This is a genomic window from Streptomyces rugosispiralis (assembly GCF_024505145.1).
In the GTDB taxonomy this organism is placed as follows: Bacteria; Actinomycetota; Actinomycetes; order Streptomycetales; family Streptomycetaceae; genus Streptomyces; species Streptomyces rugosispiralis.
On the sequence record NZ_JANIAA010000054.1, the window covers coordinates 1 to 13028 of the forward strand.

General features: G+C 68.6%; 11 protein-coding genes and 1 pseudogene. 5 read left to right on the forward strand and 7 right to left on the reverse strand.

The window, feature by feature from the left end:
• Positions 1 to 753: 753 nt before the first annotated feature.
• The 3 genes from NP777_RS42410 to NP777_RS42420 all read right to left on the reverse strand — a co-directional run bounded on the left by NP777_RS42410 (position 754) and on the right by NP777_RS42420 (position 4016).
• Positions 754 to 1326 (reverse strand): GNAT family N-acetyltransferase, encoded by a 573-nt coding sequence (locus NP777_RS42410; protein ID WP_256655534.1) that lies wholly within the window; start codon positions 1324 to 1326, stop codon positions 754 to 756.
• Between the two features lie 632 nt (positions 1327 to 1958).
• Positions 1959 to 3437: a dihydrolipoyl dehydrogenase family protein gene (locus tag NP777_RS42415; protein WP_256655535.1), complete on the reverse strand. Its 1479-nt coding sequence runs from the start codon at positions 3435 to 3437 to the stop codon at positions 1959 to 1961.
• Between the two features lie 141 nt (positions 3438 to 3578).
• Entirely contained in the window at positions 3579 to 4016 is a 438-nt protein-coding gene (locus NP777_RS42420) for a carboxymuconolactone decarboxylase family protein (protein ID WP_256655536.1), read from the reverse strand.
• A 752-nt stretch (positions 4017 to 4768) separates the two neighbouring features.
• Here NP777_RS42420 and NP777_RS42425 point away from each other — a divergent pair.
• A complete protein-coding gene (locus NP777_RS42425; protein ID WP_256655537.1) occupies positions 4769 to 5518 on the forward strand; it encodes an SDR family NAD(P)-dependent oxidoreductase in 750 nt (249 codons plus the stop codon).
• A 251-nt stretch (positions 5519 to 5769) separates the two neighbouring features.
• Positions 5770 to 6669 carry a LysR family transcriptional regulator gene (locus NP777_RS42430; RefSeq protein ID WP_256655538.1) on the forward strand — a complete coding sequence of 300 codons (900 nt, stop codon included), beginning with the start codon at positions 5770 to 5772 and terminating at the stop codon, positions 6667 to 6669.
• Between the two features lie 37 nt (positions 6670 to 6706).
• Here NP777_RS42430 and NP777_RS42435 read toward each other — a convergent pair whose 3' ends face one another.
• Positions 6707 to 7462 (reverse strand): SDR family NAD(P)-dependent oxidoreductase, encoded by a 756-nt coding sequence (locus NP777_RS42435; protein ID WP_256655539.1) that lies wholly within the window; start codon positions 7460 to 7462, stop codon positions 6707 to 6709.
• A gap of 438 nt (positions 7463 to 7900) precedes the next feature.
• Here NP777_RS42435 and NP777_RS42440 point away from each other — a divergent pair, with 438 nt between their 5' ends.
• On the forward strand, positions 7901 to 8665 hold the full coding sequence (locus tag NP777_RS42440) for an SDR family NAD(P)-dependent oxidoreductase (protein WP_256655540.1): 765 nt from the start codon (positions 7901 to 7903) through the stop codon (positions 8663 to 8665).
• Between the two features lie 422 nt (positions 8666 to 9087).
• Here the strand turns inward: NP777_RS42440 and NP777_RS42445 are convergent.
• The 3 genes and pseudogenes from NP777_RS42445 to NP777_RS42455 form a co-directional block, all read right to left on the reverse strand.
• A pseudogene (locus tag NP777_RS42445) lies at positions 9088 to 9420 on the reverse strand (recombinase family protein); the annotation flags it as partial.
• A 258-nt stretch (positions 9421 to 9678) separates the two neighbouring features.
• Positions 9679 to 10185 (reverse strand): helix-turn-helix domain-containing protein, encoded by a 507-nt coding sequence (locus NP777_RS42450; protein ID WP_256655541.1) that lies wholly within the window; start codon positions 10183 to 10185, stop codon positions 9679 to 9681.
• Between the two features lie 186 nt (positions 10186 to 10371).
• The gene (locus NP777_RS42455) at positions 10372 to 10632 is read right to left on the reverse strand and encodes a DUF5372 family protein (RefSeq protein WP_256655542.1); all 261 of its coding nucleotides are present in this window, start codon (positions 10630 to 10632) and stop codon (positions 10372 to 10374) included.
• 26 nt (positions 10633 to 10658) lie between these two features.
• Between NP777_RS42455 and NP777_RS42460 the strand changes: the two genes are divergently transcribed.
• Both NP777_RS42460 and NP777_RS42465 read left to right on the forward strand, forming a co-directional pair.
• On the forward strand, positions 10659 to 11765 hold the full coding sequence (locus tag NP777_RS42460; RefSeq protein ID WP_256655543.1) for a hypothetical protein: 1107 nt from the start codon (positions 10659 to 10661) through the stop codon (positions 11763 to 11765).
• Positions 11766 to 11880: 115 nt separating this feature from the next.
• Positions 11881 to 13011, forward strand: a complete 1131-nt coding sequence (locus tag NP777_RS42465) for an AAA family ATPase (protein WP_256655544.1) — start codon at positions 11881 to 11883, stop codon at positions 13009 to 13011.
• Positions 13012 to 13028 lie beyond the last annotated feature (17 nt).

Here is a 13028-nt window from a genome sequence, read left to right on the forward strand (position 1 = left end):
TGGGCGGCGATCACGCTGATGAGCCGCCGTCTCACTCGTGGGAAGAAGGACCGGGTCCCCCTCACTCGGTCCTTGGCCGCACGGGCCGCATGACCTTGATAACCCCCATACGAGTGATGTCTGGAATGGGCGCGACTGACCGTGGGCAGGCACGTCGGACGGTCGCCCGACAGCACTCTCCCCGCGGCGCCACCGGGCGGCCTCACTACGACCGACGGTGCTCATGCCCCGCTCCAGGCAACCTCTAGCCCACGCGATCCTGCCGTCCTCAAGCTCTCCGGCATTCCTCGACGTCCGCGCCAAGGTCCTGGATCTCCTCCACATGACGCCCGAGCAGGATCGACGACTGAGCGGCCGGGCATGTGCCCGATGCGGTGTCACCGAGGGCCTGCACGAGGGCGGAGAGGAAGAGGCGAGGCGAGCCTCACACATCCGGTCCGCGGACGCCTACGAGTGCTGAAGAGGCAGCATGCAGAGGTCCAGGCCCACTGCCGGTTCCTTGAACGGCTCCAGATCTATGCCACCGCCCCCAACCTCCTGTCCCTGAAGCATGCCGCTCGCTCCGGACGAGACGCGGGGGCAGCCAAGATCCGGGGCCTTCCCCGGCAGCCGCAGCACCTTCCCTGAGTACGGCAGGACATCCCCGCTGTGCAAGCGCACGGCGTCCTGGCCGCTTAGACCAGCGGATCTCGATCTGCTACCAGATGCCCATGATGACGAAGGAGGAGACCGCCAGCTACACCAAGCACCAGCTCACCACCGTCGGCCGTTCGGACCCTTCCACTGCTCTCGGACGATCGCGTACTCGACTGCGCGAAGGTCGGTCCCCGGCGGGAAATCGCTGGGGTCCGCACGGAAGTCGTGCACGTGCTGCAACCCGGCAGCGGCCATCGTCGCCCGCGAGGCGGTGTTGTCCGCCGCTGTCATGGCGCAGATCCGGGTCAGCCCGAGGTCTTCGAACCCGTGCCGAATCAGCTCACGGGATCCCTCGCTGCCGAGTCCTTGCCGCCAGTGGCATCGCAGCAGCCGATACCCGAGTTCGCCCTGCCCTTCCGCCGGTTCCTGGTCGATGGGGCCCGGTGGCCGCAGAATCCAGTAGCCGGCAAAGTGCCCCTCGACGAACCCGGCCCAGTACCCCAGGCCCGCAGCCCGGTCTGCGTCCGCAAGAGCCTCGTGGAGCTCCTTCTCCACCTGTTGACGGGTGAGAGCCCCGCCCAGGTAGCGCATCACTTCGGGATCGGAATCGAGCTCGACCTGATACTCAAGATGCTCAGCGGACAGCGGAACCAGATGGACCCGTTCGGTATGCAAGATCGCTTGGGGCATGGCAACAAATATCTCAAACAGCTGACTAAAGGATCAAACAAATATTTCGGATGCTCGCGGCGCATCCTTATCGCGCCGCACCAGACGCCGCGCGCCCGTGCTCTGCACGAACGACAGGATTTACGACGCACGCCCTAGCTGCAGCCTGCCCCGCTCGGTCAACAACATCACCTGGCAGTTCCTCACGCGCGTCGCCATCACCGAGACGCACACGAGAGAGTGACGACGAAAGCGACACCATGTTCGCAACGGCCCCGGCGGCCTGAAGGCTACCAGGGGCCGTTGCAACTCGCCGCGCCGATAACCAGAGCGTCGCCTTCGTACCGTGCGGCATCTTCAGCGTCGCACTTTTGACGTGCCAGGTGCCATGCCCGCTGTTCCTCGGTCGTCAGCCACCTGGTCACAGGACCAGCCCTCAACGTGCGGGCCATGTACCCCCAGGGGACCGCGTCTACGGAGCTGGCGGGAGCCGGGCGGACATGCTCAGGCTCGTCTCACCCGGCCCTTGTCGTCACATTCCCCCTTGCCCTGCGAGTATCTCCCCTGGATGGCCAAGTGCCCGTCGCGGGCCGTTCTGCTCCTCGCCCGGCAGACCGGTCCACGTCGAGGACTCTCGGCCTGTGGCGACGGCATCATGCCGAGCCGATCTTTGACGCCTCCTGGTTTCGTTGGTAGGCGGCGAGGAGGAAGAGCCAGATCTCGCTGACGGTCGGGAAGCAGGCGATCGCGTGCCTGAGCCGCTTGAGCGGGACCTCGCCGGCGACCGCGATGGTGGCCGAGTGCAGGAGCTCGCTGACGCCCGGGCCGACGAAGGTCGCTCCGAGCAGAATCTCCCGGTCGACGTCGACGACCAGCCGGGCGTGGCCACGGTAGCCGTCGGCGTAGAGGTTGGCGCCCTGGGCGGCGTTGAAGTCGAGGTCGACGGTCGTGATGCGGTGGCCTGCGTGCTCGGCCTGCTCTGCGGTCAGGCCCACCGCGGCCGCTTCGGGGTCGGTGAAGAAGACCTGGGGTACGGCGTGCTGGTCGGCGGTGGTGGCGTGGTCGCCCCACGGGGCGTCGTCCAACAGCCGGCCGGCGGCGCGGGCGGCGATGGCATCGCCGGCGGTCCTGGCCTGGTACTTGCCCTGGTGGGTGAGCAGGGCGCGGCGGTTGACGTCGCCGAGCGCATAGAGCCAGTCACCGTCGACATCCTTGACCAGACAGGTGGTGTCCACGTCCAGCCAGGAGCCGGGGGTGAGGCCGACAGTGCCCAGCCCGATGTCGCTGGTGGCAGGGGTGCGGCCGGTGGCGAACAGCACCTCGTCGGCCTCCAGCTCACTGCCGTCGTCGAGGGTGAGGGTGACCGGGCCCTCGCGTTCCGGTCGGCTCAGAGCAGTCACCTGCACGCCGGTCCGTACGTCCGCGCTCGCCTCGCTCAGGCTCTGGGCGACCAGGTCGCCGGCGAAGGGCTCCAAGCGGGGGATTAGGCGGCGCCGGGCGAGCAGGGTGACCTGGGCGCCGAGGCCCTGCCAGAGGGTGGCCATCTCGACGCCTACTCCGCCGCCACCGACGACGGCGAGCCGGGCGGGCACGGTGCTGGAGTCGGTGCCGTGCCGGTTGGTCCAGGGGCGGGCCTCCTTGATGCCCGGTATATCGGGGAGATTCGGTCGGCTGCCGGTGGCGATGGCCACCGCGTGCCGGGCCGTAAGGGTCTGGCGTGTGCCGTCGTCACGGGTGACGGTGACCTGGCGTGGGCAGTCGAGGCGGCCGTGGCCGCGGAAGAGGTCGGCGCCGATGGATTTGACCAACCGTGCTTGTCCGGAGTCGTCCCAGTCGGTGACGTAGCGGTTGCGGCGGGCAAAGACGCCGTCGGTGTCGGGACGGCCGGTGACGGCCTGCCGGGCGCCGTCCACCCGTCGCGCGTCAGCGACCGCGATGACCGGCCGCAGCAGAGCCTTGCTGGGCACGCACGCCCAGTAGGAGCATTCGCCGCCGACGAGTTCCCGCTCCACGACGGCCACGGACAGCCCGGCCGCACGGGCGCGGTCGGCGACGTTCTGGCCGACCGGACCGGCGCCCACCACGACCACGTCGTAGGCGGTGACTTCCTGGTTTTCGGGTGATTCGCTCATTTGTTACCTCACATCACGATCGGAACGGATCCCGAGCTGTCCCCGGGATTGCCTGACAACGGTTGATGCCGCGTCCGTCGAGCGGGTCCTCACGCGTCCCGTCGCGGCCCGGGCCCGGCGGCTATCCAGGGACCGTAGTGATCAGTTGTGAGTGCGCGGGGTGACGGCCGCCCACTCGTTGTCGGTGTCGGCGAGGAGGTTGAAGTAGTTGGTGAGGATGTTCAGCGCCGGATTGCCCACGACCTCGGCCATCTCGGTGTCGGTGACGCGGGCCCGGGCTGCTTTCAGCTGCGTCTCGTCGATGCTGCCGCGGCTGTGGGAGATGGCGCCGGAGAGGGCAATCAGTGCGGCGGTGTGCGGGTCGGAGGACTCGGCGTCGCGGGCCCGCTCCAGTGCCTCGGCGTCGACCTTGGCGACGTGCGCCCCTATGTAGATGTGGGCGGACAGGCAGTACTCGCAATTGTTGTACTGGGCGGTGGCGATCGCCAGCCGTTCACGGACGGGGGCGGGGATCACGCCCTCGCTCAGTGTGTCGGACAGCGCCAGCCAGCCGTTGACCAGTGCGGGGCTGTTGGCCATGACCTTGGTCGTGTTTGGGACGGAGCCGAGGGTCTTGCGGACCTGGGCGAGGGCTTCGAGGCGCGGCGCCGGTCGCCTCGGCGGGCTGGGTCTGAGGAAGCCGTGACATGGAGGACTCCATGGGGTGGGTCGCCCAGGTGGCTTCCCGAGCATGAACGGCTCGCCATTGGGCGGCCCATCTCGCCGCGCGACGCAAGCCGGAAGTGCATCCGTGTGCTGCATGGATCATGTAACCGCGAGATGAGCGCAGTTCCTCTCCCGTGGCCATACGCCTCGCGAGGAGCGGTCATAAGCTCCGCTTCTGACCGGCGCCCGGGCCGCCCGGACCGCCCGGAGCGTGTGCGGCGCTCTGAACGACGCAGCGGGCTCCGGAGAAAATGGGGCCTCGGATCCGTCTGTGGCCAAGTCGCGCTCTTTGGAAGGCGCGGGCTTGGGGACTCGGGTCACCTCACGGAGGAGGCGACGGGGCCACAGGACACGGGACCGCCCGCGCTCCCGTTCAACCCCTCACTTTCCGGATGCTGAGTGGGCAGAGACTTCGACGCGTTCCGGGGCGAATAAAGGTTCGGTTTATGGCAGCCAGAAGCGGGGACGATCGCGGATCGGAATTCTCTGATGAGGCCAGGAATTGGAAAGGCTGAACCGCTCTAGGGTCGGCTTGCCGGAATTCGGAAGGCGCCTGAGAGTAGGCACGACATATTTCGTACCCAATGGCTGCGGGGCCGTACCGGTCCTGTGGGAAGGTGCTTCTCATGCAGTTCGAAAATCAGACCGCTCTCGTCACCGGCAGCACGTCGGGCATCGGTCGCGAGACGGCTCTCCTGCTGGCCCGGGAGGGCGCGTTCACCATTGTCTCCGGCCGCAATGCCGCCAAGGGCACGGAGACCGTCGCGGCTATCGAGGCCGCTGGTGGCAAGGCCAGGTTCATCGCAGCAGACCTCAGCGATCTGGATTCGGTCCGGCACTTGGCCGACGAGGCCGGTGAGGTGGACATCCTGGTCAACAATGCCGGCGCCTACCCATTCGCCCCCACGCTCGAGCAGAGCCTGGACACCTTCGAGACCATGCTCGACACCAACGTGCGCGGCACCTACTTCCTCACCCAGACACTGGTAGCCAAGATGGCGGCCAAGGGATCCGGCAGCGTCGTCAGTGTCACCACGGTCGCCGGTCTGACCGGCATGGCCGGCACGTCCGTGTACGGCGCCTCGAAGGCGGCCGTGGACTCGTTCACCCGCGCCTGGGCCGTCGAGTTCGGCAAGCGTGGAGTGCGCTTCAACGCGGTCGCCCCCGGCCACACGGACACCGAGAACGTGGCGAACATGGTCGGCCAGGAGGACTTCGAGGCGTTGGGGGCGAAGGTGCCGCTGGGACGCCTTGGCGCGGCTCGCGAGATCGCCGAAGCCATCGTCTTCCTTGCCTCGCCCCGTGCCGCCTACATCACCGGCGTCACCCTCCCCGTGGACGGCGGCTTCATGGCCCTGGGCCCCACCGAACAGTAAGTGACGCAAGGCCACGAGGCCGTGGGGCGGCGCTGCGCCCCGCAGCCCATGCGGCCTTGGCCACGCCTTGGCGGCATTGCGCAGCTCCGGCCCCCGCCCCGCGCACGACGCGGGGCGGTCTGCCGTTCTCGCTGTCGTCGGTATGGCGGTATGGCAGCGGCTGTAGCCTCCGCACCGGACGTTATGGGCGCCATAAGGCAAGGCTGTGGCCGGTCGTGGATCCGGCGTATTTGGCGTGATGCGATGGGGGCATGGAGTTGCGGGAGTTGCACGCCTTTGTGGCAGTGGTCGAGGAGGGCGGCTTCTCGGCCGCGGCCCGGCGGTTGCACGTCAGCCAGCCGGCGCTGTCCCAGACGGTCGGTGGTCTGGAGCGGGAGCTGAGGGTGAAGCTGCTGGTGCGCAGCAGCACCGGCGTGCGGCCCACGGATGCGGGCGTCACCCTGCTCGGGGAGGCGCGTGCGCTGCTTGCCCGGCGTGATCAGGCATTGCGGGCGATGGCCCGGTACGTCGGCGGGGGTGGCGGCGTGCTGCGGATCGGCATTCCGCTGGAGTTCCCCTCGCGGCTGCTGAGTCCCGCGCTCACGGAGCTGGCCGAAGCCTGCCCTGATACCCGGGTGCAGGCCCGCCATCTGTCCACGTCCGAGCAGCTGGCCGCGCTGCACGCCGGCGAACTGGACCTGGGGCTGCTGCGGGAGCGTCCGGCCGGGCAGGAGTTCGACGCGATGCTGGTCAACACCGAACGGCTGGGCGTGCTCGTGGCCGCCGAGCAGGCGGCGGAGCTGTCCGGGCCGGAGGGGATCACGCTGGATGCGCTGGCCGGGCTGGAATGGGTGGCGTTTCCGCGCTCGGACAGCCGCGCCTGGTACGACGAGCTGACGGCGATCCTGCGCACCCACGGCCTCGGCCTTGGAGCTCAGGCGCCGGAGGGGCAGCGGCTGATCGCCGAGGTGAAACTGGCGGCCGTCAGTGCTGGGCGGGCCTTCGCGCTGGCCCCGCCGGACTGGTCGCAGCCCATTCCCGAGGGTGTGGCGTGGTCGCCGCTGGTCGGGCACCCTCTCATTCGCCGTACATGGGCGGTGTGGCCGGCGGATTCGCGGCGGCAGGATCTGGGACGCCTGATCGCCGCGTTCGAGCAGCCGTCCACCGGCTGACCGTCGCGGCGGCGAGGCGGCTGGGCGATGTGTGGGGTCAGACGGCGGTGCGCCCGCCGTCGACGGGCAGGACCGCGCCCTGTACGAAGCTGCTTGCCCCGTCGTCGGCGAGGTACACGATCGCCGCCGCGATCTCCGCGGCCGACGCCGGCCGTCCGGCAGGCGCCTGAGCAGCCAGGCTTTGCAGGTCCTCCTCCGCCTCAGCGGTGGTCTCGGTGCGGGTGGGACCGACCTGTACGACGTTGACCCGCACTCCCTGTGGGCCGTACTCAGCTGCCCATGCCTTGGTCAGGAGGTTCACGGCGGCCTTACTCGACCCGTACAACGCCATGCCCGAGAAGCCGAGCGCGGCCGCCATGGTGCTCACGTTGACGATCGCTCCGCCGCCCCGGTCGGCCATCCCCGGGGCGAGTTCGGCCACCAGGTAGAACGGGGCCTTGACGTTGAGCGCGTACACCGCGTCGAAGAGGCGTTCCTCCGTGTCCTTCGTCGGCCCGAAAGGGTAGATCCCCGCGTTGTTGACCAGGACGTCGACCCGGCCGCCGCCCAGCCCCAGGGCGTCGTGTGCAAGCCGTCGTACCGCCTGGGCGTCGCGCAGATCGGCGCTCACGAAGTCTGCCTTCCCGCCACGCCCCCGGATCGCCCCGATGACGCTCTCGCCACGGGTGGGATCACGGCCGGCCACCAGCACGTGCGCGCCGCGCTCGGCCAGCGCCTCCGCTGTCGCAGCTCCGATGCCGCTGGTTGCCCCGGTCACGAGCGCGACCTTCCCCTGCAGGGACGCAGACGTCATGGCTGATTCCTTCCGCCGATGTCGAGATACGCGATCGGTGTACGGGCACAGAACGGCCGCTGTATCGGGGACCACGCCCCACCCCTGAGGAGGGGACATCAAGGCACAGCAGGTACGGCCGTCGCACTTCCACAGCATCACCGCCGACAAGGCCCCGCAACTGCTCCGGGGCAGGGCGCTCAGTCGAGAACGCGGAACTCAGCGCAGTCAGCCGAACGGAGTAACTGCCGACAGATTCTCCAGACGGCACACGGCGGGCTTATACCAGCCATCACGACGGCCTATGGCCTACACGGAATCCCACCGGACAAGCGAACGCTATAACCGCTCGGCAGGCCACGGGGTGGCCTGGCACCCGGCCGGAAAAGTCGGCACCGATTTCGAAGCCGGGTCCCTATCTCGCATGCAGCGAATTCCAAGACGGAGTGGAAAAGAACCATGGGAATGTTGGACGGCAAGGTTGCTCTGATCACCGGGGGAACGTCCGGGATCGGCCGGGTCAGCGCGCTCCTGTTCGCACAGGAAGGTGCGAAGGTGGCGATCACCGGCCGCCGGGAGGACGCGGGCCAGGACGTGGTCGAGGAGATCACGCGGAGCGGCGGCGAGGCACTGTTCGTTAAGGCCGACGCCACGGACTTCGGCGGCGCGAGGGACGTGGTGCGGCAGGTCGTCGACCACTTCGGCCGCCTCGACCTGGCCTTCAACAACGCCGGCACCGCCGCGGTCGGCCCGCTGACCGAGCTGGACGAGAAGGCTTGGGACCACCTGATGGACGGCAATCTGAAGGGTACGTTCTTCTACCTACAGGCCGAGGCCGACGAGATGAAGCGACAGGGCGAGGGTGGAGCGATCGTCGTCAATGGATCGGTATTCGCCGAACTCGGCACACCGGGCATCTCCATCTACAGCGCCAGCAAGGGCGGCGTCGCCGCACTCGCCCGCGCGGCGGCGGTGGAGCTCGGGCCCGACGCAATCCGGGTCAACACCGTGAACCCGACCATCATCCGCACACCGCTGACCGAGGGCGGCATCACGAAGAAGGAGGACGGCTCCGAGCACCACCCGCACGGAGAGAACATCCCCCTCGGCCGCGTCGGCGAGGCGCACGAGGTCGCCCAGGTGGTTCTCTTCCTCCTGTCCGACCGGGCCTCCTTCGTCACCGGACAGTCGGTCATGGTGGACGGCGGACAGAGCGTCAACTGACCCGAAACGAAGCGCCCCGTGTCCTGTTCGACCAGGACACGGGGCGCTTCGCTGTCGGGATCGGTCATCCCACACTCGCACCGCAGTCGACGCGCAGGGTCGGGCCGGTGATGAATCTGGCGTCCTCGGAGAGCAGGAAGCAGACCCCCGGTACCGGTCAGCACCAGCACCAGCACCCGGTTGTCCCGGTCCTCGCCGATCTCGTACAACGCGCGGGGGAAGTCGGTGTGCAGCCGACCCGTAAAGGTAGACGGCCGTCGACCGCCGGTCGACACCAGCCACCCACCGAGCCCCGCACTCAGGGGAGGGGATGAGAAACAGCTTCTGAAGTCGCAGGGGTCGTAAAGGCCGTCCTCGTCCAGGATCAGCGTCCCGGACATCGCACAGATCTCCAGCAGCCGGTGCCAGTCGGCGCTGTTCCGCGCCAGGCGGCTCACCTCCAGACCCAGCACGATTCCGGCGTGTCCCATGCCGACCTCGGTGACCAGCTTCTGGAAGCCCTCCCGGTCGGCGGCCGTGGCGCCGGACTGGCCCTGGTCGGTGTCGATGACGTGGATCCGGTCGGCCGGCCAGCCCAGCGCGATAGCCCGTTCCTTCAGGCCGTACTGCCGCACCGTCGACTCGGTGTTGTTCAGGACCTGCTTGAGCGAGCTCTGCCGGACATACAAGTACGCGTCCCGGGCGAGGTGGGCGGCCGTCACCTTGGCGGCCGGGCCGAACAGCTGGTCGTTCATGCGGCTCCCGTGCACCTTCATATCAGCGCGGATCAGGGCGAGTTGGCGTGAGCCAGGACCATTCGGGACCACACCCGGATGACCTCCGCATCCAATGTGGCGGCCGCCGTTTCGACGGCCAGCGGGGCCAGGCACCTCGGCGCTGCCGCGACGGCCAGACAGGCAGCCACCCGGAGGAAGGCGACCATGCCACGGGCCACGAGCACACCCATCCCGTTGCGACGGCAGCCGCGGCCCGCACTCTCGCGCAGTTGCTCGTACTCGGCGACGGCCGTGGCGTTACCGCCTTGGGCGGCAGCGGGATATGGGCTCGTCTTCAGGGACGCTCTCCGGCTCGCGCCGCCGGGCGAGTGCGCGCTCGACGGACCGCGGGTGGACGGTGAAGCCGAACTCCTCGGCGACCTTCTGGCTGATGTCCTTCGAGGTCAGCGCACCATCGGCGGCCAGCCAGGCGTCGATGCGGTTCATGACCGGTGGGGTCAGCTTGACGGGCCCCTTCGGGCCCGGTTTGCCGGGAACCAGAGCCGACGGGCCGCCGGCGTCCAGGGCGGCGGCGATCTCATAGAACGCCTGGCGGCAGTAGCCGAAGGCGCGGGCCGCCCGGGCGACGGGCACCTTGTCGACGCGGACGCGCCGCACCATCTCGTACTTGACCTGCACCAGGTCGCGCGGGTCGCAGAACGGCGAGGCCAGGAACACCTCGTCGGTCACCTTCTCCGGATACGGATTCAGCGATCTCGACGCCGCGAGCGCGGCAACCTTCGGGTCCTTCGCAGTCACCGTCATCGCGTCCGCCTCCCCAGTGACTCGGTCGTGTCACCAGGTTCGCGCCATCACTCGGCGCGGCCAAGACCGCAAAGCAGGCGCGCGGAGGCAAACCAGCAGATCAGAAGTGCTCCCGCTGACCGCCTCCACGCGCCGTCGATCAACCCCGCCGTCTGGCCGGGCGTGGATCAGACGACGGTCACGGCATCATCCTCCCGACGCCCGTACGCGAAGAGCGTCGATCAGATCGACGGCGGCCAGGAGGTCCGTCACCCGGAACGGGCAGCGGCCCGCAGCCATCATGACGAACGGATCGACGGGGTCGACGTCCGTCCAGGCCGCAGGCAGCGAGACCACCTCCCCGTTCCCGTCCGCGAGGGCGACCCGGTCCTCGTCCCAGGCCACACGCCGGTCGACGAAGGTGAACTCCCGCCCGGCCCACGGGTGGAACGGGTGAGTGACCCGCACAACTCCGGGCCGACCGTGCTGATCGGGTGCAGTCGACGACTCGTGACAAGCCGCTCGCCGAGAGCTTCTTCATCACCCTCGCGCATCGCTTCAGCCAGTACGTACGGCATGGCTGGCAGGGCCGGAGCCACAAAAAACGGGGCCGTGGCATCGAGCGGATGCCGCTGTACACGATTGCCGAGCTCCAGCAGATGGCCCAGGAGTGGGTGGCTCTGGAGTACCAGCGGACCCCTGATGCGGGGCTGCGTGACCCCTTCCGTCCAGGCATCGTGCTGTCCCCCAACGACATGTACACCGTGCAGGTCGCCCGCAGTGGCTACCGGCCCGTGCCGCTCTCACCCGCCCAGAATCGCTTCTTCCTACTGCCGCGGTGGGTCACCCCCGGCAAGGGCGGCTTCATGATCGACTACCGGACCTATCAGCCTGTCGCGCAGGATGCCGGACACTACCGCGAGATCCTCCTGCGCGGCGGTTCGAAGCTGCCCGGCAGCAAGGATCAGTGGGAATGCCGCTTTGATCCCTACCACCCCGAGCGGGTGTGGCTGTATGACCACACGGCCGGCACTTGGGTGACCTGCGACTTCCGGCTGCGGCACCTGCTCACCGACCCGTGGACGGCGGACATGTGGCAGGAGCACGCCGAGCGGCACCGTGCGGCCGGCGGCAGCGAGGAGGACGAGGAGGCTATCGCCCTGTCCCTAGCACAGCGTGACCGCAGACGGCGCAGTCGCAGGCCGCCGCCGAAGCGCACCGGCACCGAACCACCCTTCCAGGGGCTGGAGTTGGAGACCGAACAGCCGTCCCAGGACCGCTACGCGGGTCTGGAGGAGTTCGACCTGTCGACGCTGCGGCCCTACCCGGCGCAGCCCATCTCTCCTCTGGCTCCTCCGCCCGTACCCGCCCCGTCGGCGCTGCCCGCAGGCACGGGCGGCACGGAGCCGTCGGACAGCGGGCAGGCTCCGCATCCGCTGGCAGCGCTCTTCCCCGACGACGGCGATGGCAGCACGTTGGACGCCTCCACGGCCGGAACACCGGCAGCTGCCTGCGAGGTCGTCGAGGCGGAACTCCTCGACGACCTCGATCCGGACGGTGATGACGGTGCCGAGGACGAGGGCGACGTATGGGAGATGTAGGCGACCGGTGACAGGGGCCGTGAACCATGCAGCCGCAGGCCGCCCCGGGGCCGACAGGTTTCCCTGCCCGGAGCCGGTCTGCCGGTGTGGGCCAGGACCGTGACGAGAAAGAAGCATGATGAAGGCAACCATCGAACTGCGTGCCAAACGTGAAGCCCGCCTGCGCCAGCAGCTGAAAGAAACCCCGATGCGGCCCCTGCCGCTGTTCCAGCTCACCGGCTGGACCCACTTCGTCGACGAGAAAGTGGAGCCGCCCGTCCTGTCGGCGGGCAGCAGTCCCACTGAGGACAGGAAGAAAGACGAACAGGCCATCGCCTACCACCGACATCTGCGGATGGTGTCCACCGACGCGACGACCCACATGCAGGAGACGGTCGTCGAGGCGGTCCACCGCAACAGCGGGTGCCGTGACGGGCTGATGGACCAAGTCATCGACGGACCCCCGGGCACCGGCAAGACCTGCCTGCTGCGGGCGATGGGACGCACCGCACAAAAGGAGATCGAAGCCGTCACGAACGGCAGGCAGCAGAACACGATCCCGGTGGTGCACATCACCACCCCCGCGGACCCGGAGCCGAAGGTGAACTGGATCTGGGAGATCGGCTCCTACCTGGGTCTCAACCCCGAGCCGAAAAACCTCCAGGAAGTCCTGGAGATGCGCAAGCACCAGGACGTGACCCTGCCGGTCAACTACGTCCTGGAGACAGCACAGACCCGTCTGCTGCTCATCGACGACATTAACCGCGCCTCGCCGCAGCACCTGGCGAACGTGCTGCCCTACTTCGAGTATCTGCGCGACAAGCTGGGCATCTCTATCGTCTTCTGCGGCACCGGCGCCAGCCACCGCCTGCACCAGGCCCGCATCCTGGCCGGAGACCTGACCCGGGTCAGCGAGGAGAACCGGGTACGCCTCGAACAGGCGGGACGGCCGGCCAAACCCGTCTCGCCCTCCCCCACCGCGCTGCTACCGGTGACCTGGCTGCACCCTCTCCCCTTGGGCACCAAGACCGAGGAACAGGAGATGTTCCGGCGCGTCCTGGCAAGCTTCGAGGCCGACCTGAGCCTGTACCGACTCGAGGAAAACGCCCTGAGCCAGCACGCCGCCGAACTACACCGGCGCACCGGCGGCTACTTCAAAGCCCTCACCTACGTCATCTCCACCGCCGCCGTCATCGCGATCCGCAGCGTCAGCGAGAACATCACCATGAAGGAGATCGACGCCGCAACGGCCCAACTCGGCCGCTGAATCGAGCCGGAGCGGGC

What these genes read in the sequence shown, in the direction of transcription:
- NP777_RS42410 (WP_256655534.1), bottom strand. Translation starts at nt 1,326, where the DNA reads ATGCCCCAAGCGATCTTGCATACCGAACGGGTCCATCTGGTTCCGCTG.
- NP777_RS42415 (WP_256655535.1), bottom strand. Translation starts at nt 3,437, where the DNA reads ATGAGCGAATCACCCGAAAACCAGGAAGTCACCGCCTACGACGTGGTC.
- NP777_RS42420 (WP_256655536.1), bottom strand. Translation starts at nt 4,016, where the DNA reads ATGGCCAACAGCCCCGCACTGGTCAACGGCTGGCTGGCGCTGTCCGAC.
- NP777_RS42425 (WP_256655537.1), top strand. Translation starts at nt 4,769, where the DNA reads ATGCAGTTCGAAAATCAGACCGCTCTCGTCACCGGCAGCACGTCGGGC.
- NP777_RS42430 (WP_256655538.1), top strand. Translation starts at nt 5,770, where the DNA reads ATGGAGTTGCGGGAGTTGCACGCCTTTGTGGCAGTGGTCGAGGAGGGC.
- NP777_RS42435 (WP_256655539.1), bottom strand. Translation starts at nt 7,462, where the DNA reads ATGACGTCTGCGTCCCTGCAGGGGAAGGTCGCGCTCGTGACCGGGGCA.
- NP777_RS42440 (WP_256655540.1), top strand. Translation starts at nt 7,901, where the DNA reads ATGGGAATGTTGGACGGCAAGGTTGCTCTGATCACCGGGGGAACGTCC.
- NP777_RS42450 (WP_256655541.1), bottom strand. Translation starts at nt 10,185, where the DNA reads ATGACGGTGACTGCGAAGGACCCGAAGGTTGCCGCGCTCGCGGCGTCG.
- NP777_RS42465 (WP_256655544.1), top strand. Translation starts at nt 11,881, where the DNA reads ATGATGAAGGCAACCATCGAACTGCGTGCCAAACGTGAAGCCCGCCTG.